The 23,925-nt window shown below is 57.5% G+C and carries 16 protein-coding genes; 7 read left to right on the forward strand and 9 right to left on the reverse strand.

The features are described 5' to 3' along the window. Positions 1 to 12 precede the first annotated feature (12 nt). From ydiJ to G364_RS0106070, 4 genes are all read right to left on the reverse strand, one after another. Positions 13 to 3,069, reverse strand: a complete 3,057-nt coding sequence (gene ydiJ, locus G364_RS0106055; protein WP_019934257.1) for a D-2-hydroxyglutarate dehydrogenase YdiJ — start codon at positions 3,067 to 3,069, stop codon at positions 13 to 15. A 118-nt stretch (positions 3,070 to 3,187) separates the two neighbouring features. Next, a complete protein-coding gene (gene rluF / locus G364_RS0106060) occupies positions 3,188 to 4,135 on the reverse strand; it encodes a 23S rRNA pseudouridine(2604) synthase RluF (protein ID WP_019934258.1) in 948 nt (315 codons plus the stop codon). A 260-nt stretch (positions 4,136 to 4,395) separates the two neighbouring features. Further along, a complete protein-coding gene (locus G364_RS0106065) occupies positions 4,396 to 4,845 on the reverse strand; it encodes a methyltransferase family protein (protein WP_019934259.1) in 450 nt (149 codons plus the stop codon). Continuing rightward, entirely contained in the window at positions 4,842 to 6,581 is a 1,740-nt protein-coding gene (locus G364_RS0106070) for a SulP family inorganic anion transporter (protein ID WP_019934260.1), read from the reverse strand. Before G364_RS0106070 ends, G364_RS0106065 begins: the two co-directional genes overlap by 4 nt. Positions 6,582 to 6,848: 267 nt before the next feature. Between G364_RS0106070 and G364_RS0106075 the strand changes: the two genes are divergently transcribed. Together G364_RS0106075 and G364_RS0106080 are read left to right on the forward strand one after the other, a co-directional pair. Continuing rightward, entirely contained in the window at positions 6,849 to 7,850 is a 1,002-nt protein-coding gene (locus G364_RS0106075; protein ID WP_019934261.1) for a response regulator, read from the forward strand. A gap of 4 nt (positions 7,851 to 7,854) precedes the next feature. Continuing rightward, positions 7,855 to 8,814 carry a GGDEF domain-containing protein gene (locus G364_RS0106080; protein ID WP_019934262.1) on the forward strand — a complete coding sequence of 320 codons (960 nt, stop codon included), beginning with the start codon at positions 7,855 to 7,857 and terminating at the stop codon, positions 8,812 to 8,814. Positions 8,815 to 8,821: 7 nt separating this feature from the next. On the opposite strand, the gene G364_RS0106085 is transcribed toward G364_RS0106080, so the two are convergent. Then, on the reverse strand, positions 8,822 to 9,316 hold the full coding sequence (locus tag G364_RS0106085) for an anti-virulence regulator CigR family protein (protein WP_019934263.1): 495 nt from the start codon (positions 9,314 to 9,316) through the stop codon (positions 8,822 to 8,824). Between the two features lie 145 nt (positions 9,317 to 9,461). After that, the gene (gene fabV / locus G364_RS0106090) at positions 9,462 to 10,661 is read right to left on the reverse strand and encodes an enoyl-ACP reductase FabV (protein ID WP_019934264.1); all 1,200 of its coding nucleotides are present in this window, start codon (positions 10,659 to 10,661) and stop codon (positions 9,462 to 9,464) included. A gap of 291 nt (positions 10,662 to 10,952) precedes the next feature. Between fabV and radD the strand changes: the two genes are divergently transcribed. The 4 genes from radD to G364_RS0106110 all read left to right on the forward strand — a co-directional run bounded on the left by radD (position 10,953) and on the right by G364_RS0106110 (position 15,937). Then, positions 10,953 to 12,695 carry a DNA repair helicase RadD gene (gene radD, locus G364_RS0106095; protein ID WP_019934265.1) on the forward strand — a complete coding sequence of 581 codons (1,743 nt, stop codon included), beginning with the start codon at positions 10,953 to 10,955 and terminating at the stop codon, positions 12,693 to 12,695. 8 nt (positions 12,696 to 12,703) lie between these two features. Continuing rightward, complete coding sequence (gene dacB / locus G364_RS0106100) at positions 12,704 to 14,131, forward strand: D-alanyl-D-alanine carboxypeptidase/D-alanyl-D-alanine endopeptidase (RefSeq protein WP_019934266.1); 1,428 nt, start codon at positions 12,704 to 12,706, stop codon at positions 14,129 to 14,131. 73 nt (positions 14,132 to 14,204) lie between these two features. After that, positions 14,205 to 14,468, forward strand: a complete 264-nt coding sequence (locus G364_RS0106105; RefSeq protein WP_019934267.1) for a GrxA family glutaredoxin — start codon at positions 14,205 to 14,207, stop codon at positions 14,466 to 14,468. 254 nt (positions 14,469 to 14,722) lie between these two features. After that, positions 14,723 to 15,937: a pyridoxal phosphate-dependent aminotransferase gene (locus tag G364_RS0106110; protein ID WP_019934268.1), complete on the forward strand. Its 1,215-nt coding sequence runs from the start codon at positions 14,723 to 14,725 to the stop codon at positions 15,935 to 15,937. A gap of 144 nt (positions 15,938 to 16,081) precedes the next feature. On the opposite strand, the gene cls is transcribed toward G364_RS0106110, so the two are convergent. Beyond that, positions 16,082 to 17,518, reverse strand: coding sequence for a cardiolipin synthase (cls, locus tag G364_RS0106115; RefSeq protein WP_019934269.1), 1,437 nt, complete (start codon positions 17,516 to 17,518; stop codon positions 16,082 to 16,084). A 91-nt stretch (positions 17,519 to 17,609) separates the two neighbouring features. Between cls and G364_RS0106120 the strand changes: the two genes are divergently transcribed. After that, a complete protein-coding gene (locus G364_RS0106120) occupies positions 17,610 to 18,158 on the forward strand; it encodes a YceB family lipoprotein (RefSeq protein WP_019934270.1) in 549 nt (182 codons plus the stop codon). Here G364_RS0106120 and G364_RS0106125 read toward each other — a convergent pair. Beyond that, positions 18,136 to 19,866: a putative bifunctional diguanylate cyclase/phosphodiesterase gene (locus tag G364_RS0106125; RefSeq protein WP_019934271.1), complete on the reverse strand. Its 1,731-nt coding sequence runs from the start codon at positions 19,864 to 19,866 to the stop codon at positions 18,136 to 18,138. The two genes, G364_RS0106120 and G364_RS0106125, sit on opposite strands and share 23 nt — an antisense overlap. Before the next feature lie 157 nt (positions 19,867 to 20,023). Next, on the reverse strand, positions 20,024 to 23,911 hold the full coding sequence (purL, locus tag G364_RS0106130) for a phosphoribosylformylglycinamidine synthase (RefSeq protein ID WP_019934272.1): 3,888 nt from the start codon (positions 23,909 to 23,911) through the stop codon (positions 20,024 to 20,026). Positions 23,912 to 23,925: the final 14 nt, after the last annotated feature.

Raw genomic sequence — 23,925 nt, forward strand, 5'->3', positions numbered from 1 at the left:
CTCCTTGTTGGTTTACGCCAACAAGCTTAGCAAGGCCTGCACCGGATGGCGAAGCCCCTCGCCCTCAATACGTTTGACCTGACTGCGGCAGGAGAAGCCAGTGGCCAGGCAACGTTCCCGTGGCAGCTGGCTCAGAGGCTCGGCCCAGCTCATGGCAAACAGGGTCCGCGAGCCCTCGGCGTGTTCCCGCTCGTGGCCATAGGTGCCGGCCATGCCGCAGCAGCCCACGGGCACGGCTTCCAGTGTTGCACCCAAATGGGCAAAAATACGGCTCCAGTCCTGATGGGTGGTGGGCTTGGCGGTTTTTTCGGTGCAGTGAGCAAACAGATGCCAGGACTCGCCGGTGCTTTCCCGGGCCGGAATCCTGTCCAGCATACCCAGTAGCCACTCCTGAGGCAGTAATACCTCAAAGTCACCCCGGGCCGGCCCCAGTACTTTGGCGTATTCATCCCGGTAGCAAAGTACCAGAGACGGGTCCACGCCCACCATGGGAATATTGAGCCGGGCCAGCCGGTTCAGAAACTGGGCGCTGTCGGCAGCCATACCGGCAAAACGGCGCAAAAAACCCTTTACATGAGCCGGCTTGCCGTTGGGCCTGAACGGCAGCACCACCGGATTAAAGCCCAGTGCCGTGGCCAAGCGCACCAAATCGTGCACCACGCCGGCGTCGTAGAAGGAAGTAAAGGGATCCTGTACCACCAGCAGGGTGTTGGCCCGCTCTTCATCCCCCAGCGCTTGCAACTGTTCCAGGTCAAACTGCGCCGCCGGACTGTTGCCAAGGCGCTTTTTCAGGCTGGGCTGGCTCAGGGCCGGCATATCTACCATGCCAAGCAGTGAGGAGGTACCGCTCTGCACCCACTTGTGGTTCATAATGGGGTTGAACAAGCCCGGTGCTTTGGCCATCCAGGGGGTATAGGTTTCTACCCAGGACACCAGATAATCCCGGGGCGGACGCTGATAGCGCTGATGATACAGCTGCAAAAAGCGCGCGCGGAAGGTGGGCACGTCCACCTTGATCGGACACTGGCTGGAGCAGGCCTTGCACGCCAGGCAGCCATCCATGGCCTCTTTCACCTCATGAGAGAAATCGTACTCGCCACGGCGCTTGTCGAGGGTGTGCTTGATGCGCAGCACCATGTTCTTGACGCTGGTGCTGCGGCTTTGCACCGCGGCCTCGCCGGTCATGGGGTCAAAGCCCTGAGCCGACAGCTGACGCAGCCACTCCCGCACCAGACCGGCCCGCCCCTTGGGCGAGTGACGACGGTCGGCGGAGAGCTTCATCGACGGGCACATGGGCGAGCGCACATCAAAATCAAAGCACAGGCCGTTGCCGTTACAGTCCATGGCCTGGGTAAAGCCGTCGCGCACATGCACCGGAATTTGCCGGTCAAAATAACCACGCTTGGTGGCATCCACCGATACCAGCTGCTCCAGGCTGTTCAGCGGCGTGCAGATTTTGCCCGGATTCAGCCGGTTAAAGGGATCAAAGGCCGACTTGATGCGGCGCAGCTCGGTAAACAGCACCTCGCCAAAGAAGGTAGGGCTGTATTCGGAGCGAAAACCCTTACCATGCTCACCCCACATCAGGCCGCCATATTTGGCGGTGAGCGCATTCACCTTGTCAGAAATACGCCGCAGCATGACTTCCTGCTCGGGATCGGTCATGTCGAGAGCAGGGCGAACATGCAGCACACCGGCATCCACATGGCCGAACATGCCGTATTGCAGGCCATGATTATCCAGCAGCTCGCGGAACTCCATAATATAGTCCGCCAGGTGCTTAGGGGGCACAGCGGTATCTTCCACAAAAGCTACCGGCTTTTTGCGGCCCTGAGTATTGCCCAGCAGGCCCACCGCCTTTTTGCGCATGCCGTAAATGCGGTTGATGGACGAAAGATCATCGCACACCTGATAACCAATAACGCCCGCTTCGCCACGTTCAATCAGGCCGTCGAGCCGCTGGCACAGCGCCTCCACTTTTTCCCGCTGGGCGGTCTCGTCCTCGTCGGCGTATTCCACCATGTTCAGGCCGTCCATCACCTTGCCGGGCACGTCCTGAATGAGATCGCTGACCGAGTGCCAGACAATGTCTTCCCGGGCCAGATTCAGTACCTTTGAGTCGACGGTTTCCACCGACAGCGCCTTGGCCTCCACCATCAGGGGGGCATTGCGCAGAGCCGACTCAAAACTGTCGTACTTGACGTTGACCAGGGTGCGGCAGTTGGGAATGGGCGTCAGATCCAGCCAGGCTTCGGTAATAAAGGCGAGCGACCCTTCCGAGCCGCACAGAATGCGGGTCAGATCCAGGGTATGGGTACGCTTGTCGTAAACGTGTTTCAGATCGTAACCAGTGAGAAAACGGTTCAGTTTGGGAAAGCGCTGCTCAATTTCTCCGGCATGGCCGGTCACGCTGTGATATACGCAACGGTACAGCTCCCCTTCCCGGCTGTCTTCTTCCAGCTTCTGGTCGAGCGCCTCGCCGGAGACAGGGCCGGTTTCAATCAGGGTGCCGTCTACCAGTACGGCAGTCACGCCCAGCACATGATCCGAGGTTTTGCCGTACACCAGCGAGCCCTGACCGGAGGCATCGGTATTGATCATGCCGCCGATTGTAGCCCGGTTACTGGTGGACAAGTCCGGCGAGAAGAACAGGTTGTGGGGTTTGACCAGCTGGTTGAGCCTGTCTTTTACCATGCCGGTCTGAATGCGCACCCGGCGGCCAGCAGCGTCCATGGTGACCAGTTGGGTCATGTGCCGGGACAGGTCCACCACTATATTGTCGTTGAGAGACTGGCCGTTGGTGCCGGTACCACCGCCCCGGGGAGAGAAACGAATTTCCTTGTAGGCGTCCCTGGACGCCAGGGTCAGCATCACCACCAGATCCTGGGAGGAGCGCGGAAATACCACCGCCTGGGGCAGGCACTGATAGACGCTGTTGTCGGTGGCCACTGCCAGCCGGCTGGCGTAACTGCGCTCTATATCGCCACGAAAGCCGCTGTCAGCCAGCGCGTCAAGAAATGAATAATAGGTGGGGGTTGTCTGCTGTTGCAGCGCTAACCTTGGGATCATGACCTGCGTCCCCTTTGTCCTTGTCGGTATTGCCCAGAGTGGCGGTCATTATACACCGCCACGGCATTTGAGCGAGAGCCACAAGGACGTCCGGACATCTTCAGATAAAGAGATAGCCTCAGTCTTTTTTACTGCGGCCCGATGCAGGCCCCTTCCAGCGTTGAATGCGAGAGCTGCCCGGCTTGTTGTTCTGGCCATCTCGTTCTTTGCGCGGGTTTCCCCGAGACTGCCCCTGAGGCTGTGGTTTGCGGCGTTCATTATTAACCGGACGGCGAGCCTGGGCAGATGCCGCACGTGGCCCCTGGCGAGCGGCTTTGGGCTGGGCCAGCACAGAGGCTTCTTCGGTTTTACTGGAGCCGGCAATCATGTTGTTAATCAGAGCCAGCTCTTCTTCAGTAACATAGCGCCACTCCCCCGGCTTAAGATTGCCGAGGTGAATATTCATGATGCGTACCCGCTTCAGGCTGGTTACCCGGTAATCAAGATATTCCGCCATGCGCCGGATTTGCCGGTTCAGCCCCTGAGTCAGAATAATATTAATGGTTCTGGGGCCGATTTTGCGTACCTTGCAGGGTTTGGTGACGGTATCGAGAATGGGCACCCCTGCCGACATTTTTGCTACAAAGTCATCGGTGACCGGCTTGTCCATGGATACGATATATTCTTTTTCATGGGCATTGCCGGCGCGCAGTATCTTGTTGACGATATCACCGTCGTTGGTCAGCAAAATCAGCCCACAGGACGGCTTGTCGAGCCGGCCGATGGGAAAAATGCGGGCGTGATAGTTCACCGCATCCACGATATTTTCGGGCACGGCGCTGTCGGTGGTGCAGGTAATGCCAATGGGCTTGTTGTAGACCAGATAAACCGCTTTGGGTTTGGCCCGCAATGGCTTGCCACGCACAGTAATGTTATCGGCATCACTGACCCGCACGCCCATGCCGGCCACCTCGCCGTTTACTTTCACCAGTCCCAGTTCAATCAGCCGGTCGGCTTCCCGCCGGGAGCAGATGCCGGTTTCACTGATAAATTTATTCAGGCGGGTATCAAGAGGGGTATCGGTCATGGCAGCTCCTTACCGGTAATTGAAAACAGCCGGGCAAAGGCTGAAAAGAGCAGGCCTGGCTAAACCGCGCCAGTGTAAGGCGCAGCCCTCCACCCCGCAAGGGCTGGCGCTCGCTGAAAGAGTCTGCCATGCGAAGCAACAGCGCGGTTGCGCTCCGCCGACACGCTTCGAGCACATCCATGTGACGCTCGGCAAATGTCATCCATGACAGAAGTAGTGCGCTTTGTCCGACGAGAGTGCACGGGCTTACAGGCAAGGAGTTAAAGCCAGCGCCGTACCCGATTGCAATAGTCGGTGTAGGCTTTGCCAAAGCGCAGCGCCAGGGCGCGCTCTTCGGCGGCGATCTGCACTCGGTTCATGTAAGCCACAAACAATACCGGCCCCGCCAGCGCCGGCCAGCTTTGCAGCCAGAGCGCCCAGGCCAGCAGCAACAGAGCATCCCCCAGATAAATGGGATTACGGGAATAAGCAAACACGCCTGTGGTCACCAGACTGCTGGCCCGCTCTGGGGTAAAAGGCAGCAAAGTAGTGTCAGCCCGGTTCAGCTCCCGGGCCGCCAGCAGCATAAGGCTGATGCCGGCCAGTAAAGGCAGGGCCGCCAGCCAGCCCGGCCAGAATCCGTACCGCTCTGGCAGCAACCACATCAGGCCTGCTACCAGCGTCGCTATGGCCGGCGGCGGCAGCCACAATAAAAAACGGGCCTTGTTCATGCTTCGCTCCTTACCGCCTCGGCCACTTCCGTCGTCACCGCCGGCGCGGGCGTGTGATAGCAGCGGGTCATGCGTAGTGCTTCATACAAGTCCGGGTAAACCAGCACGCCTTCTTCCCCCACCCGAATCCCCGCCTGCTGCAGCCAGTGGGTCATCTGACTGCGCCGGCCCGCCATCACCATATGAATGCCGCGGCGTTTCAGCTCCTTGTGCAGCTCTCCTACCACACTCATCACACTGATATCCTGATGAGTAAAACAGGACACCGCATCAATGATCAGACAATTGGGCTGTGCTTTCTCCAGTCCGATTAATGCCAGCACCCGGCGCTTGAAATAAGAGGCGTTAAAGTAGGTAAGCGGCGAATTGAACCGGTAAATAAGCACACCGGCAATGGCCTTCACTTCTTCATTACGGCCAAGAGTGTGCACCACCCCCTCTTCGTTCATGCCCATCAGCTGATCCGTGGGCCGCATCACATTGCGCAGAAACTGAAACAGCCCCAGCAACACCGCCAGCGTAATACCGGGAATAACCCCCATAAAGAGTACGCTGATAAAAGTAATCCAGGCCAGCCAGAAAGCGGGCTTGTCAGACTTGTGCAACTGCCACTGGCCACGCAGATTAATCAGAGACCAGGACGCCATCACCAGCACTATTCCCAGTGCAGCGGTAGGAATATATTGCAATGGTTCGGTCAGAAAAAAAGTCACGCCAGCAATTACACCGGCAGCCACAATGGAAACCAGCTGACTTTTGCCGCCGTTGGCATCGTTCACGGCAGTGCGGGAGTCGGCCCCGCTGATGGCAAATCCCTGAGAAACAGCCGAGGCCAGATTGGCCACTCCCAGCGCACGAAACTCTCTGTCAGCATCGATATCATAGCCGTTGCGGGCGGCAAAGCTGCGGGCAGTGAGCATCATGGATACAAAGCTCACCATGGCCAGGTTCAGTGCCGGCAGCACCAGATCCCGCATCAGACCGGGAGGAAACTCAGGCAGCTGAAAATCGGGAATGCCCTCTGACAAACTTCCTACCACGGCAATATTCAGTCGCTCCGGACCCAAGTACCAAAGCACACCAGCAGCGACAACCAGCGCCAGTAAACTGCTGGGCCAGAGCGGACGGTAGTGCCGGCATAACAGCATAATAATCAGTGTCAGGGCACTGACTCCCAAGGTGGGCCAGTGCACCAGGGCCAGATAATCCGGCGTGGCAGCGAGACGCTCTATTAACTGGGATTCATCAAAGGTAAAGCCAAAAATCCGCGACAGCTGACCCACCATAATGGTGATGGCCACCCCGTTAAGCAGACCCAGTAAAATAGGCCGTGATAAAAAGTCGGCCAGCACTCCCAGCCGAAAATAACTGGCCGCCAGGCACCAGAGACCGGTCATGGCCGTCATCGTCATGACCAGCTGCCAGTGTCGGGTGGCATCGCCGGCAGCCAGAGGCATCACTACAGCGGCAATTACAGCGCAGGTGGCCGCATCCGGTCCCACTATCAACTGACGGGAAGTACCAAAAAACGCGTAAGCGATCATGGGCAAAATACAGGAGTAAAGCCCCACCACAGCACTCACACCGGCAAGCTCGGCATAGGCAATGGCAACCGGCAGGGCTACCGCCGCCACCGACAGGCCGGCACGAACATCATCAGCCAGCCAGTCACGCCGGTAATCCAGCAGTGTGACCAGGCCGGGCATCCAGCGCGACAACGAAAAAAAATCCTGCATGTTTAAACACATTCCCGTGCAACGAGCCACTGCTCCTCGTTTTCAATATGAGTCAGACGGCACTAATTCACAATATATTAGCTTGATTATCAACTGGTTAGATATTAACCATTCATTTGGGCGCACTGATGGTGTGCGGTTGCCAGGCGTCAGCCTCAGGAATATACCGCCCTTTATACAGACTGCCTACTGCCTGCGCTTTTTTACGTAAAGTTTATGTGGTTAAATCGTTAATACTCACACCAACGCTGCCGGGGCCGCACTGCCATGACCATTCAAATATTGATTTGCGATGACTCGGCGGTTGCCCGTAAGCAAATGGCCAGATCCCTGCCCGAAGACTGGCAAGTCAGCCTGCATTTTGCCGGTCATGGCCTTGAAGCGCTGGCCATGCTGCGCCAGCAGACGTTTGACCTGCTGTTTCTCGATCTCAATATGCCGAAGCTGGACGGTTTTGGTGTGCTGGAAGCGCTGCGCCGGGAGCAGCTGGAAGTATTCACTCTGGTGGTATCGGCAGATATTCAGCCCAGAGCACGGGAGCGGGTGATGGCGCTGGGAGCCATGGCGTTTATTGCCAAACCTGTCAACAACATGGAGCTGAGCGGCCTGCTGCATCAATATGGGCTATATCAACCCGATAATACCCGTTTTGCTGCGCCGGCCCGGCTCCCGGAACACGGGTTGCAACTGACCGATTATCTGCAGGAAGTGGCCAATATTGCCATGGGCAGAGCATCGGATCTGCTGGCCCGGCTCTTGAATGTATTTGTACCCCAGCCCATTCCCAGAGTGGCCCATATTGCCCGCGGTGAACTGAGCATGGCCATCAGCGCCGCTGATGAGCACAGTGGTTTTTCTGCTGTGTGTCAGGGCTTTGTCGGTGCCGGCATTTCAGGCGAGGCGTTACTGCTGTTTTCCGACAAAGGCATGGATGCCATGATGCAGTTACTGCACTACGACGCCGCCGATGCGATATCTCCGGATGTGGAAGTGTTAATGGATATGTCCAGCATACTGTTTGGTGCCTTTCTCAAAGGCCTTGGCGATCAGCTGGATGTACGTCTGGGCCTGGGCCAGCCTACCGTGCTGGGCAGACATCAGCCCATCAGTACACTGCTTGAACATCACCGCCATCGCCAGGAACAACTGCTGTGTATTGAAATTCCTTATGTGCTCGAGCAACAGCACATTCACTGCAACCTGCTGGTACTGCTGACAGAAACCTCACTCAGCCGGCTGCAGCAAAAGCTTGCCTATCTGACGGAGTAGATTTATGCCCCTGACCGGAAACAGCCCGCGGGAGTTTCACTGGCTTATCGATATGCTGGAGTCGGTTGATATTGGCCTGGTGGTACTGGATAAGGACTTCAGTATTGCGCTGTGGAACGACTTTATGGAAAACCACAGCGGCCTGAACGCGGCCGAAGTCCGTGGCAAGAATATCTTCAGCCAGTTTCCAGCCCTGCCGGAGCAATGGCTGAGACGCAAGGTAGATACGGTGGTCACGCTCAATACCCGTACCTTTACCAGCTGGGAGCAACGCCCCTGGCTGTTTCCCTTTCGCAGCACCCGGCCTATTACCGGCACTCATGACTATATGTTCCAGAACCTGACCATACACCCGCTGGCTGAGCCTGACGGCAGCATTCAGCGCGTATGTCTTATGGTGTATGACGTGACCGACGTCGCCACCAGCAAGCTGGCACTGGAGCAGGCCAATGAACAGCTCTCTCTGCTGAGTATCACGGATCCGCTGACCGGCCTGCAGAACCGGGGCAGCTGGGAAAATCTGCTCCAGGCAGAATTTTCCCGCTTTCAGCGCTATCACCAGGCCGGTACCCTGGTCATGCTGGATATCGATCACTTCAAGGTCATTAACGATCGTTATGGTCACCCCGCTGGTGACGATGTGATTCGTCACCTGGCCAGTCTGATTAAGTCCCTGCTGCGGGATGCTGACACGGCAGGCCGCTATGGCGGTGAGGAGTTTGCTCTTATTTTGCCGCAAACCGATGCAGAAGGTGCGGGTGTGATTGCCGAACGGCTGCGTCTGGCCGTCAGCAGCGAGCCGGTAATGACTCATGGTGAAATCATCCATTACACCATCAGCCTGGGTCTGGCAGCTCTGACCCCGGACCTGAGCAGTGCTGCAGACTGGTTGCAGCGTGCAGACAAAGCACTGTATCAGGCCAAAAACTCGGGCCGTAACCGGGTGTGTGTCTGCCAGGCATAAGCATCACTTATCTGAGGATATCATCCAGAATATAACGGACGTTTTCCGTGGCAAGATCCACCAGCACCGCCTTGTTATCAACCCGCCGCCACTCATAACCTTCATAGTAAGGCAGACGCTCACGCAGGCGGGGATCAAAGCGTTTGGCAATGCCCGGTGGCAGTGGCTTGCCCCGGCGCAGATTTTTGGCTATGCCCGGCGGCAGACTGTGTCTGTCATCATAATCCAGCCAGTCTCTGTGCTCGCGGAACAGCCGGCGCAGCAGCCGTTCATCAATATCGGGATCACGGCGGTAACGGCGGTCATTCTCGTGGCGGTCATCGCGTCTGTGCTCACGGTATTCATCACGCCGGTCATCCTTGCGCCGATCATCGTGCTGCCATTTGTGCTCTTTCTCACGACCTGGCGCATGATCAGGTCCCTTGCCTTCCGGCGGCTGGGCCTGCACCGGCATTGTCAGCCCAGCCAGCAGCGCCGAAGTGATAATGGTTTTTCTGTTCATGATGCCCCCGCTCTCCTTACTGTATTCAGTAACTCTAGTGTGAGTCAGGCCCGCTGACTATTTACGCCGGCCGGTCACGGGACACATATTGGCGCAGTTATAAAAAAAGCCCCTTGCGGGGCTTTATCAGAATAGCTCAATCAGCTCAGGCCAGTTCAATCACATCAAAGTCGACTTGGGTATCCACATCGGCGTCGTAATCCACGCCCTGCAGGCCAAAGCCGAACAGGCGCAGGAATTCGTCCTTGTAGCCCTGATAGTCGGTAAGCTGGTAGATATTGTCATCCTGCACCTGCTGCCAGATCTCACGGCAGGCGTTCTGTACTTCATCACGCAACTCCCAGTCGTCCAGGCGCAGGCGATTTTGTTCATCCACCGATGCCGGCTGGGCGCTGTAGAGGCGATCATAAAACAGGCGCTGAATCTGCTCGATGCAGCCTTCGTGAATGCCCTGCTCCTTCATCACCTTAAAGGCCATGGAGATGTACAGCGGCATCACCGGAATGGCGGCAGAGGCCTGAGTAACGACGGACTTCAGCACCGCCACGTGGGCATTACCGCCGCGCGCTTTCAGCTTGCCGTCGATGGCGTGGGCGGCGCGATCCAGATCTTCCTTGGCCTTGCCAAGAGTACCGTGCCAGTAGATGGGCCAGGTGAGATCGGTGCCAATGTAGGAATAAGCCACGGACTTGGCCCCCTCGGCCAGCACGCCGGCCTCTTCCAGGGCGTTCATCCACAGCTCCCAGTCCTGGCCGCCCATCACTTGAATGGTGTCGGCAATTTCCTGCTCATTGGCAGGCTCTACCACGGCTTCTACCAGTACATCTTTGTTGGTGTCCAGGGCAGTAGACTTATAGGGCTCGCCAATGGGCTTGAGCGCGGAACGCACCACTTCACCGCTGTCGGGCAGTTTGCGCACCGGAGACGCCAGGGAATAGACCACCAGATCGATCTCGCCCAGATCCTGCTTGATAAGCTCAATCACTGTTTCGCGACATTCGTTGGAGAAGGCATCGCCGTTGATGCTCTTGGCGTACAAACCTGCTTCCTTGGCGGCCTTGTCAAAAGCGGCGGCATTATACCAGCCGGCGGTGCCGGTTTTTTTCTCGGTGCCCGGCTTTTCAAAGAAGACACCTATGGTGGCGGCATCGCTGCCAAAGGCGGCATTAATGCGGGACGCCAGACCGTAACCGGTGGATGCGCCGATCACCAGCACCTTTTTCGGCCCCTGCGCCAGTTTGCCCTTGCTTTTGACGTAGGCGATCTGCTCACGTACATTCGCCTCACAGCCAACCGGATGGGTGGTGGTGCAGATAAAGCCACGAACCTTGGGTTTGATGATCATAAACTTGATAGCCTCGGTTATTACAAACGATAGGCGCTAAAGATACCCTATTCCGAGGCAAATGTGAGGCCCAAATTGCCTGCCGCCAGCCTCACGATGCAGCAGCAGGGTTACCTGCGCCGACACGCTTCAAGCCCATCCATGGGACGCTCGGCAAATGCCATCCATGGCATTTGACGGTCGGCTCCGGCAATCCCTGCTGCTGCATCGCCTGACTTCGAGGCCGCCTGTTGGTGCTTCGCATGGCGGAGGTAACAGACGACGTGCAGATTTCGAGCTTTAGTGAGAACAATGTTTACATTACGTCCCTATCAGCAGGAGGCGGTTGACCGCACTCTTGCCTATTTTCGCCGTCACAGCGAGCCCGGCGTGCTGGTGCTGCCCACCGGGGCCGGCAAGAGCCTGGTGATTGCCGAGCTGGCACGACTGGCCAAAGGCCGGGTGCTGGTACTTGCTCATGTGCGCGAGCTGGTGGAGCAAAACCATGCCAAATACCAGGCTTACGGCGTTGACGCCGATATTTTCTCTGCCGGCCTGAAGCGCAGGGAAAGCCGCCGTCAGGTGGTGTTTGGCTCGGTACAGTCGGTGGCCCGTAACCTGGAGGCTTTCAGCGGCTTCAGCCTGGTGATTATCGACGAGTGCCACCGGGTTTCCGATGATGACAACAGTCAGTATGCGCAGGTGATTAATCATTTGCGCCGGAGCAATCCGGCGCTCAAGGTACTGGGACTGACCGCCACTCCCTACCGGCTGGGGCTGGGCTGGATTTACCGCACGCATCATAATGGCATGGTGCGCAGCCGGGGCCCGCGTTTTTTTGAGCATTGCCTGTTTGAGCTGCCGCTGCGGCTGATGATTAAACAGGGCTACCTGTGTCCGCCGGATCTGGTGGATGCCCCCGTGGTGCATTACGATTTTTCCCGTTTGTATGAACAGGGGCTCTTTACCGAGCAGGCGCTGGAGCGGGAGCTGGCCCGTCAGCCCAGGGTCACCCCCCATGTGGTGGAGCAGATAAAAGACTACGCCGAAGAACGCCGGGGCGTGATGATCTTTGCCGCGACAGTGCGCCATGCCACCGAGGTGGCCGGCCTCTTGCCTGAGAAACAAACCGCGCTGGTAACCGGCGAGACTCCCGGGCCGGAGCGGAATGCCATTATCCATCGCTTCAAGGCGCGTGAGCTGAAATATCTGGTGAACGTGGCTGTGCTCACCACGGGCTTTGATGCTCCCCATGTGGATCTGATTGCCATTTTGCGCCCCACCCAGTCGGTGGCCTTGTACCAGCAGATCATCGGCCGGGGACTGCGGCTCAGCCCGGGTAAAACCAACTGTCTGGTGCTGGATTATGCCGGCAACAATATGGATATTTTCGCGCCGGAAGTGGGTGAGCCCAGACCCAACCCGGATACCACTCAGGTACAGGTGCTCTGCCCCGCCTGCGGCTTTGCCAATATTTTCTGGGGCAAGACCGACAGCGAGGGCCGCGTGCTGGAACATTTTGGCCGTCGTTGTCAGGGGCTGTTCGAAACCGATGACGGCGAGCAGGAAGAATGCGGCTATCGCTTTCGCTTTAAAAGCTGCCCTCAGTGTCTGGCGGAAAACGACATTGCCGCCCGTCAGTGTCATGACTGTGGCGAGGTGCTGGTGGATCCGGACAAAAAACTGAAAGACGCGCTGGCGCTGAAGGATGCCCTGGTGCTGCGCTGCGCCGGTCTGACCCTTGAAAGCGCCGCCGGCAAACATGGTCCTGCGCTCAAGGTGACCTATCACGACGAGGACGGCACCGAGCTGCAGAAATGGTATGCTTTTGACAAAAAAGGCCCCAAGGGCCGTTTTTACAAGGAATTTGTGCGTCCACACTGGCCGGCACCGGGCACTGAGCCCGAGTTTGCCAGTCTGGAGCAGGTGCTGGCTGCCGCCGGCCGTTTTCGTCATCCGGACTTTGTGATTGCTCGGGCCTTTAAACGGGGCTGGCAAATTCGGGAAACCATTTTTGATTATCGGGGTCGGTTTCGTACCGCCCATGCCTTATAAGAGAGCTTATGAAACGGTTAACAAGTGCCCTGCTGTTGTTGTTCAGTGCCGGTGCCGCGGCCATAGAGCCGCCGGCCCATGGCCAGAGCGCCTGGATGCTGGCCGACGCCAATACCGGCAACATAGAAATGCGCCATCAGGATGAATTACTGATGAAACCGGCCTCAACCCAAAAGCTGGTCACCGTGCTGGCTGGTGCGCTGACACTGGGGCCGGACTGGCAATATGAAACGCGCCTGCAGTACAGGGGAGATCTCGACCAGGGACGGCTCACCGGTGATTTGCTCATCGACTTTGCCGGCGATCCCAGCCTTACCCGTGAGCAGCTGGCTGAGCTGCTCAGACGCAGCGGCATTCGCCATATCAGCGGCAAGGTACTACTCAACCAGTATCACTTTACCGGCTATGACAGAGGAAATGGCTGGTCCTGGAACGATCTCGGCGTTTGCTACACGGCACCCGCTGCCGCGCTGATTCTGGATCGCAACTGTGTGCAGGGTGCCCTCTATGCCCGCACCGGCAGTCCGGCCCGGGCCACAGTGCCGGCTCATCAGCCCGTCAGTGTCAGTGCCGAAGTGGCCGTGCTCAACCGCACCGAGCGGGAGCAGAGTTTCTGTGAGCTGGAGCTGGACATGGGGCCGGACAATCAATATCACCTCACCGGCTGTATCGGTCCGCGCAAAGAGCCCTGGCCCCTGCGTTTTGCCATTCAGGATGTGTCTCACTGGGGCACACAGCTGACCGGCTGGGCACTGAAGCAGGCCGGTATCGTTCATTCGGGCACGATGGAAGGCAGCAGAATCAACGCCAGCCAGTGGCCAGTACTGGCCAGTCATAAGTCACCGCCTTTTGCGGAGCTTGCCGAGCGTATTCTGGTCTATTCCGACAACCTCTATGCCGACAGCCTGCTGCGTACCCTGGGGGCCATGCACTTCAGTCAGCCCGGCAGTTTTCGCAATGGCACTCAGGCAGTGCGGGAAATTCTCAAGGCTCAGGCCAATATCGATCTGGGTCCCAGCTGGCTGGCCGATGGCTCAGGTCTCTCGGCTCATAATCTGCTGCGCGCCCGTGATCTGATGGCGGTGCTGCTCACCATCAGCCAGGATCCGCGCGCCCAGTGGCTGCTTGCCCGTCTGCCGGTCAGTGGTGAAAGCGGCACCCTGCGCTATCGCAAGAGCGTGCAGGGGCCGGCACTGAAGGGCAAGGTGATTGCCAAGACCGGTACCATAGCCCATGTGCAGAACCTGGCGGGTTTTATCGATACACCCAACGGCGAGCGCAAGGCCTTTGTGCTGCTGCAAAACGGCCTGTCCATCAGCCCCGAGCAGTCTGACGCCATGGCACAAGGCCAGCTGGAATGGCCGGCCCGGCGCTTTGAGCGCAACTGGCTGACCGGTATTACCGAACGGGCATCCATCGTCAGTACCAATCAATAAATCAAGAATTAACAATTTTCATGGTAGTCAGGCTAGCCCTATACTGCCGCCATTCGATATAAAGGAGAACAAGATGTTTGCAGTGATTTTCGGCCGTCCCGGCTGTCCCTTTTGTGTGCGCGCCAAGGATCTGGCAGACAAGCTGTCTGCCGACAGGGATGATTTCAAATACCGCTATGTGGATATTCATGCGGAAGGCATTTCCAAAGAAGATCTGGAAAAAACCGTGGGCAAGCCGGTAGAAACAGTGCCACAAATCTTTCTGGATCAAGCTCATATTGGCGGTTTTACCGAATTTGAAGCCCATGCCAAAGAGCATCTTGGCCTGTACAGCTAAGCATTACCGAGGCGGCCCGGGTGCCGCCTTTTTGGTGTGTTTCACGCCTTATTCATCTGAAAACTCCCTTTATCAGCATTTTTTTCGTTCAAAGCCCGCTTTAACCTCTTTTCATTCCGCAGCCAAAGCTCCATTATGGGCCATTGATTTTGATACTGCCGCATCCGCTCTGACACAAAATACCGGCTTGTACCGGTTTTTTCTGTTGTGGGCCATCATCAGGCAGCTCCATGATTCCGAGGCCGTCACCACTTATGTATTCTGTAGAAAAATCCCACAAACTGGATAACGTCTGTTACGACATTCGCGGGCCAGTACATAAAGAAGCCCGCCGCCTTGAAGATGAAGGCCACCGGATTCTCAAGCTGAACATCGGCAACCCGGCTCCTTTTGGCTTTGAAGCACCGGAAGAACTGCTGAAAGACGTGATCATGAACCTGCCCACCAGCCAGGGCTATTGTGACTCAAAAGGGCTGTTTTCCGCCCGTAAGGCGGTGATGCAGTATTATCAGCAAAAAGGACTGCGCACCACCGACATCGACGATATCTATATCGGTAACGGCGTGTCCGAGCTGATTGTGATGGCCATGCAGGCGCTGCTGAATAACGGCGATGAAATTCTGGTGCCCGCCCCCGACTATCCTCTGTGGACCGCTGCCGTGACCCTGTCCGGCGGTAAAGCGGTGCACTATATGTGTGATGAGCAGGCCGACTGGTATCCGGATCTGAATGATATCAAGTCCAAAATCAGCCCACGCACCAAGGGCATAGTGCTGATCAACCCCAACAATCCCACCGGTGCCGTGTATGGCAGCGAGTTTTTGCTGGAAGTGATTGAAATTGCCCGCCAGAACAAGCTGATTATCTTTGCCGACGAAATTTACGACAAAATTCTCTACGATGATGTGGCCCACCATTCGGTGTGTACCCTGTGCGATGACGTGCTGGTAGCCACCTTTAACGGTCTCTCCAAAAGCTACCGCGCCGCCGGTTTTCGCCAGGGCTGGATGATGCTGAGCGGCCCCAAGCATCAGGCCAGGGATTATATCGAAGGGCTGGAAATGCTCTCCTCCATGCGGCTGTGCGCCAACGTGCCCATGCAGCACTGCATTCAGGCGGCATTGGGCGGCTATCAGAGTATCAACGAGCTGGTGCTGCCCGGCGGCCGGCTGCGCCGCCAGCGCGACCGGGCCTGGGAACTGCTGAATGAAATTCCCGGCATCAGCTGCGTCAAACCCAAGGGCGCTATCTATATGTTCCCCAAAATGGATCCCAAGGTGTATAAGATCAAAGACGATCAAAAGATGGTCTACGATCTGCTGCTGCAGGAAAAAATGCTGATTGTACAGGGCACCGGTTTTAACTGGCCCAAACCGGATCATTTCCGGCTGGTGACCCTGCCCAGAGTCGACGACATTACCGATGCCGTCGAGCGTATTGCCCGCTTTCTCAAGCATTACCAGCAATAGAAGCTGGAAGCTGGAAGCTGGAAGCTGGAAGATTAAGACATGGCGCTGTCTTCAGCGCCATTTTTATTGCTGATAGCTACTGAACTGTACGAGACTCATCTTTTGCCCGTACAGCAACGCTTGGGCTGCTTCAAGCTTCCAGCTTTAGAGCAGCGGGCTGAGCAGATAAAACAGGTTTTCCAGCAGGCGTTTGCGCAGCGGGCGTTTGCGCCATTCCATCCAGGACAGAGGACGCGCCTGAGACAGGTAACCGTCGGCCAACTGCAGTAACTCGCCCATCGCCTTGCCGTCGTCGATCAGCAGGGTCATTTCAAAATTCAGCCAGAAACTGCGCTTGTCCAGGTTGACCGTGCCCACCAGACCAAACTGGTGATCCACCAGTACACACTTGGTATGCAGCAGGCCGGCAGAATACAGGTGAATTTCCACGCCGGCCCGCAGCAGCTCATCAAAGAAAGCATTGCAGGCATGATTGACCATGCGTGAGTCGTTTTTTTCCGGCAGTACCAGCTGTACTTCCACCCCCCGGTCAGCGGCGGAGCATAGCGCAGCCACCAGCGGATCGTCAGGCACAAAGTAAGGGGTGATCAGCACCAGCCGGCGGCGCGCCTGATACACAGCACAGAGCAGGCTCTGAGAAATGGCATCCCCCCCCATAAAGGGGCCGGAAGGCAACAGCTGCAGCTTGAGCTGATTATCCAGACAGCTGATCGGGTGATACTCCAGCTGCTCCAGCAGGCGCTCGCCGGTTTCCATTTCCCAGTCCCACACAAACAGCGACCAGATAATGGGCACAATGGGGCCGCGAATACGCAGCATGATATCCACCCACTGGCCCACACCGGCGTTTTGCTTGAAGCAGGCAGGATCAACCAGATTCATGGAGCCGGTGTAGGCCACATCGTCGTCGATCACCACCAGCTTGCGGTGCATGCGCAGATCCTGTCGCTCAAACAACACGCGAAAGGCACCTACCGGTAATACTTCCACCACCTTGATGCCCGCTTCTTTCATGCGCCTGGGCCAGTGGCTGCGAAAAAAGTCGGCGCTGCCCACCGAGTCCAGCAACAGCCGGCAATCCACCCCCCGGCGGGCAGCGGCCATCAGTGCATGGGCCACATCATCCGCCATGCCACCCGCATGCCAGATATAAAACTCCATGTAACAGGAGCTGCGCGCTCGCTCTATATCTTTTACAATCGCATGCAGAATAGTGTCGGGCTGCTGCAGCAGCGTCATGCCGTTGCCGCTGAGCATGGGCATATTGAACCGGGCCCTGACCAGCTCATAAATAGGCCTGACCTGATCGTTCACTTCAAACTGCTGGCCGGGAAAACGGGTGACCAGCACATTGATCCAGTCGGCGTGAGGCCGGTACATGGCCCGGGCACGCTCGGCCCGCTTCCGGCCCAGCCGTACCTCACCAAACAGAATATAGGTAGCGGCACCGGCTACCGGAATAGCATAGATCAGTGCCAGCCAGGCCAGGGAAACCCCCACCGGCCGGCGCTTCATGATCACCCTGAAAGTTACCCCCAGTACCAGACTGGTATGGGCAGCGAACAGCAACCAGCCCACCATGGTAGAGATGTAATCGTTCAAAAACGCCTTGCTCCTTATTAACCAGACGGGGCAGACTGTAGCAAATGACTATTCACATCGTGAGTACAGCATGATGAAAAGTATACTTTTTTTCCTGATATTTAGCGTATCTGCAGCATTATCTGCACAAACCCTGACACTGACAGAGCAACAGATCAACCAGCACCTGACTACACAGCTGGGCCGGGACTTTCCCATCAACCTTGGCAGCTGGCTGAAAGCCGGTGTGCGCCTGGCCGATATACAGGTGGCGCTGGGCCGGCAGGAGGCCGACAAGGCAAGGGTGTCAGGCCGCGCAGTGGTGATACTGGAGCAGGGCGGCGTGCGCAGGGACTGGGACATCAGTGGTGATTTCAGTGCCCGCCCACGCTTTAACAGCGAAGAGGGAGCACTTTATCTGGATGAGTTTGAGCTGCTCGGCTACCGGCTCAATAATCAGGATGCCAGCGGTCAGGCCAATTTCATTATGCCATTGCTGCTGCAAAGCCTGGCCGAATATCTGGCTCAGAATCCGGTTTACCGGCTGGATGAGCAGGATCCGCTGCAGCGACAATTAAAAGAAAGTGTACTGGGGCTGAGTATCAGCCCCGGACAACTCACTCTGCAAGGGCTGGAATAAAACTCGGCACTTGTGCTGGTGGCAGAGGGCTGGCCACCAGCGCCCCCTGCACCTGCTGACAGCCATATTGCCGCAACAGAGCAAGCTGTGCCTGCGTTTCCACACCACAGGCAACCGTTGTCAGCCCAAGGGTACGCGCCAGCGCCAGTAACGACTGGATCACCGCCCGGTCAAATTCGTCCATGCTGTCGCTAAGCAGGCCCCGGTCAAGCTTGATGCCGTCTATGGGCAGACTTTTCAGTGTATCGAACCGAAACCGGCCATGACCCACGTTATCCAGATAAATGGTGGTGCCAGCATCGCGAAAGGCGGTTAATACCCGCATCAGAGACTCACTGCGGCGCATAATAAAATCACTGCGCAGCTCCAGCTCAAAGTCTGCCGGACTGACTCCCTGCTCACGCAACCTATCCAGCAGCCGCAGAATACGCAGTTGCTCAAGCTCCGGCTCCAGCCCGCTCATGTTCAGGCTGATACGGCCGGACCATCCCTGCTGCCGCCACTCTACCAGCTGAGCAGCCGCTTCGGTACACACCCATTCAGCCAGCCGGCCCAGCAGCCCTGCATCCCGGGCCGCCGGTAAAAAAACATTGGGCATGACCACACCCAGCACGGGATGATGCCAGCGCAACAGTGCTTCCACCGCCGGCAATGTCTGATGCTGCAGAGTGATACGAGGCTGATATTCCAGGTATAACTGCTGTTGCTCAAGGGCTTCCCGCACCTCCTGTGCCAGCCGGGTGCGTTGTTTAAGACGGGAAAAACTGTGGCTGTCAAAAAGCGATATATGAGAGCGGCTGCGGCTTTTAGCCTCATACATGGCAGTATCGGCATACCGCAGCAGAGTTTCAATCTCAAGGCCATGAAGAGGGTACAGACTGATGCCCACACTGGCCCCCACACTCAACTCATGATGATCCACCCGTACCGGAGCTTCAAGCGCTTCCACCAGCCTGCCGGCCCGTTCAAACAACTGACTTTCTTCATCAATATCGCGCCACACCAGTACAAATTCATCACCACCGATGCGCGCAACAATTTCATTGTCACCCGTCATCTTTTGCAAACGGCCGGCCAGCGCTTTAAGCACCCGATCACCCACGCCGTGGCCAAAACCATCATTAATGGGCTTGAACCTGTCCAGATCGATAAACAGCAGGGCCAGCTGCTCGTCGGTAGCCAGTGCCATACTGATGCGGTTAAACCAGCTGATTAAAAATTCACGGTTGGCGGTGCCGGTCAGGCTGTCGTGATGAGCCAGAAAGCTGAGCCGCTCTTCCGACTGACGCAGCCGGCTGATGTTATCCACTATGCCGATAATATGGCTGATAATACCGGCTTCATCACGGATCAGCCGCAGCATCAACCAGTGCGTAGCCACCTCGCCATGGCGGTTGATTTGCTCAACCTCCCCTTCCCACTGCTCCTGATATTGCAGTCGTTTCCAGATGCGACGGTAGTAGCGGCCATTATGCAGGCCCTTACTGACGTGGGTCAGATGGCGACCAAGCAAGGTCGACGCATCCAGCTCACAATGCTGACAAAAGGCCGGGTTCACTTCCACTACCCGCCCTCTGGCATCCATAATCACAATGCCCTCACGGGTGTATTGCATAATTCTGCGTGTCAGGAGCTGGCTGTCACAAGATATATCCGGCACGCCGCCGATATTTGCTTCCACCTTTTGTAACCAGTGTTGTTGTTCCATATCGCATCTTTCATTAGTAAGAGCACTGCGTGCGTGACCTGATATGGCAGGATTCAGGCGAGAATTTTTATTATAAGCTGCTCCATCATATAGGCTCATTTGATAAATAAAAAGCCCGCAATTGCGGGCCTTTTATTTTGAGATGCAAATGGCAAATTCAGCCGAGATGCTTGCGGGCATTGCGGAACATCCGCATCCAGCCACTGTCTTCGCCCCAGTTATCCGGATGCCAGGAATTGGCCACGGTGCGGAATACCCGCTCCGGGTGCGGCATCATAATGGTCACCCGGCCGTCTTCGCTGGTCAGGCCGGTAATGCCGTTGGCAGAGCCGTTGGGGTTAAACGGATAACGTTCAGTGGCCTGGCCGTGATTGTCCACAAAGCGCAGCGCTACCGTGCCGCTGGCTTCCAGGGTGGCAATGTCGGCACGCTTGGGCTGCACCCGGCCTTCACCGTGAGACACGGCAATAGGCAGGCGGGAGCCGGCCATGCCGGACAGGAACAGGCTGGGAGATTCCTGCACCTCCACCAGGCTGAAACGGGCTTCAAAGCGCTCTGAAGTGTTACGCACAAAGTCCGGCCAATGGGCCGCACCGGGGATCAGATCCCGCAGCTGGGACAACATCTGGCAACCGTTGCACACGCCGAGAGCAAAGCTGTCGTTGCGCTGGAAGAAGGCCTCGAACTGAGCCCGCAGCGCCTCATTAAAGAGAACACTCTTGGCCCAGCCACCACCGGCACCCAGCACGTCGCCGTAAGAGAAGCCACCACAGGCCACCAGGCCGGCAAACTCGTCCAGGCGCAGACGGCCACTTTGCAGATCGCTCATATGCACGTCCACGGCGCTGAAGCCGGCCCGGTCAAAAGCGGCAGCCATTTCCATGTGGGAGTTAACGCCCTGCTCGCGCAAAATGGCCATTTTCGGATGCACACCCCTGGCAATGTAAGGCGCGGCGATATCTTCCTTGGGATCAAAGCTGAGCGAAGCGGACAGACCGGGATTGCTTTCCAGCTTGGCCTCGAACTCGGCCTTGGCACACTCGGGATTGTCGCGCAGCGCCTGCATGCGATAGCTGGTCTCGGACCAGAGCCGGCGCAGCTCAGTGCGACTTTCAGCATACACTTCTTCGCCGTTGGCCAGCACACGCAGGGTATCGTCGTTATTGAGACCGCCAATCACATGGGTGCAGGCAGCCAGACCGTGGCCGGCCAGGCAGGTCAGTACCGCTTCCTTGTCATCACGGCGCACCTGCAGCACGGCCCCCAGCTCTTCGCTGAACAGGGCGGCAAGATGATCAGCGCCCAGCAGATCCAGCTCCACATTCAGACCGGTATTACCGGCAAAGGCCATTTCCGCCAGGGTCACAAACAAGCCGCCGTCGCCCCGGTCGTGGTAGGCCAGCAGTTTTTTATCGGCCACCAGTGTCTGCATGGCATTAAAGAAGCCCTTGAGTTGCTCGGCATCGTCCAGATCCGCCGGCTGGTCGCCCAGCTGACGATACACCTGTGCCAGTGCCGACGCACCGAGGCGGTTCTTGCCGTTACCCAGATCCACCAGAATAAGATCGGTGTCACCCATATCGGTACGCAGCCAGGGAGTGACGGTACTACGCACATCGGTGACCCGGCCAAAAGCGGAAATCACCAGCGACAGCGGCGCGGTGACGCTTCTGTCGTCACCATCCTGCTGCCAGCGGGTCTTCATCGACATGGAGTCCTTGCCCACCGGAATGGTCAGCCCCAGCACCGGGCACAGCTCTTCGCCCACGGCCTTGACTGCCTCGTACAGACCGGCGTCTTCACCAGGGTGACCGGCGGCAGACATCCAGTTGGCGGACAGCTTGATGCGGTTGAGCTCGCCAATTTCGGTGGCGGCAATGTTGGTGATGGCTTCGGCCACCGCCAGCCGGGCAGAAGCGGCAAAATCAAGCAGCGCCACCGGGGCGCGCTCGCCCATGGACATGGCTTCACCGGCATAAGTATCGTAGGCGGCGGCGGTCACCGCACAGTCGGCTACCGGCACCTGCCAGGGGCCTACCATCTGATCCCGGGCCACCAGACCGGTGACGGTGCGGTCACCGATGGTGATCAAAAAGCCTTTATCAGCCACAGCAGGCAGTGTCATAACACGCTCGGCGGCGTCCTTCAGGTTGATGCCGTGCAGATCCAATGCCGGGCTCTGATGCTGTGCACTTTCCACGTCGCGGTGCATTTTGGGCGGCTTGCCCAGCAGCACCTCCAGCGGCATATCGATGGGCTGGTTATCGAAATGCTCATCATGCAGGCTGAGGTGACGCTCGGCAGTGGCTTCACCGATCACCGCATAGGGAGCCCGCTCACGGCGGCAGAAGGCTTCAAACTCAGGCAGACGGTCATCGGCCACCGCCAGTACATAGCGCTCCTGAGACTCGTTACACCAGATCTGCAGCGGGCTCATGCCCGGTTCGTCGTTGGGAATATCACGCAGGTAGAAACGGCCACCACGATCACCGTCGTTGACCAGTTCCGGCATGGCGTTGGACAGGCCACCGGCACCGACATCATGAATAAACACAATCGGGTTGTCATCACCCATGGCCCAGCAACGGTCAATCACTTCCTGGCAGCGACGCTCCATCTCGGGGTTATCCCGCTGCACCGAAGCAAAGTCCAGATCTTCACAGGACTGGCCCGAGGTCATGGAAGAAGCGGCACCGCCGCCCAAACCAATGTTCATGGCCGGACCGCCCAGCACCACCAGTCTGGCACCGACCGGAATCTCGCCTTTTTCCACATGTTCGCCGCGAATGTTGCCCAGACCGCCGGCGATCATGATGGGCTTGTGATAACCGCGCACTTCCTCGCCGTTAAAGCTGGCAACCTGCTCTTCATAGGTACGGAAATAACCCAGCAGGGCCGGACGGCCGAATTCGTTATTGAAGGCAGCACCACCCAAGGGGCCGTCGATCATGATATCGAGGGCGCTGACAATGCGCTCGGGCTTACCGAAGTCCTGCTCCCAGGGGCGTGCATAACCGGGAATCTTCAGGTTGGACACGCTGAATCCCACCAGACCGGCTTTGGGCTTGGAACCCCGGCCGGTGGCACCTTCATCACGAATTTCACCGCCGGAGCCGGTGGCAGCACCGGAATAGGGCGCAATGGCGGTAGGGTGGTTATGGGTTTCCACCTTCATCAGAATATGAATATCTTCCTGATGATAACGGTACTCGCCAGACTCTGGGCTGGGGAAAAACCGGCCCGCCGGCGAGCCGGCCATCACGGCGGCGTTGTCCTTGTAGGCAGAAAGCACATACTCAGGGTTCTGCTCAAAGGTATTTTTGATCATTTTAAACAGCGACTTGGGCTGCTCGACGCCATCTATGGTCCAGTCGGCATTGAAAATTTTATGACGACAATGCTCCGAGTTGGCCTGAGCAAACATATAGAGTTCAATGTCGTTGGGGTTACGGCCCAGCTTGCTGAAGCCGTCAAACAGATAATCAATTTCATCATCCGCCAGCGCCAGCCCCATGCGCAGGTTGGCCTCGGCCAGGGCGTCGCGGCCACCACCGAGAATATCCACCGAGGTCAGCGGGGCCGGTTGAGACTCGGCAAACAGGCACTCGGCCTCGGCAAGACTGGCAAAGGTGGCTTCGGTCATGCGGTCGTGCAGCAACTGGCTGACGGCATCAAGTTCGGCGGCAGACGGCTCACGCTCAAAAGAAAGATAATAGATGATGCCACGTTCAATACGTTTGACCTGCGTCAGGCCACAGTTGCGGGCAATGTCGGTGGCCTTGGACGACCAGGGAGAAAGGGTGCCGGGGCGTGGGGTCACCAGCACCAGGTGGCTGCCGGCAGCGGGGGTAATGCCATCGGCGGGGCTGTCGAGCAACTGAACCAGAGTTTGCCGGCCCGTCTCGTCGAGTTCGGCGGTCAGAGCGACAAAGTGCACATACTCGGTTTCAATGGCGGATAACGGCAGGGACTGTGCCTCGGCACGACGAATAATCGCCTGGGTTCTGAAACCGGATAAGGCCGGTAAGCCTCTCAGTATTTCCATAGTGGCTAATTCTC

Origin of the sequence: Oceanimonas smirnovii ATCC BAA-899, assembly GCF_000381965.1 — a bacterium.
Taxonomy (GTDB): Bacteria; Pseudomonadota; Gammaproteobacteria; order Enterobacterales; family Aeromonadaceae; genus Oceanimonas; species Oceanimonas smirnovii.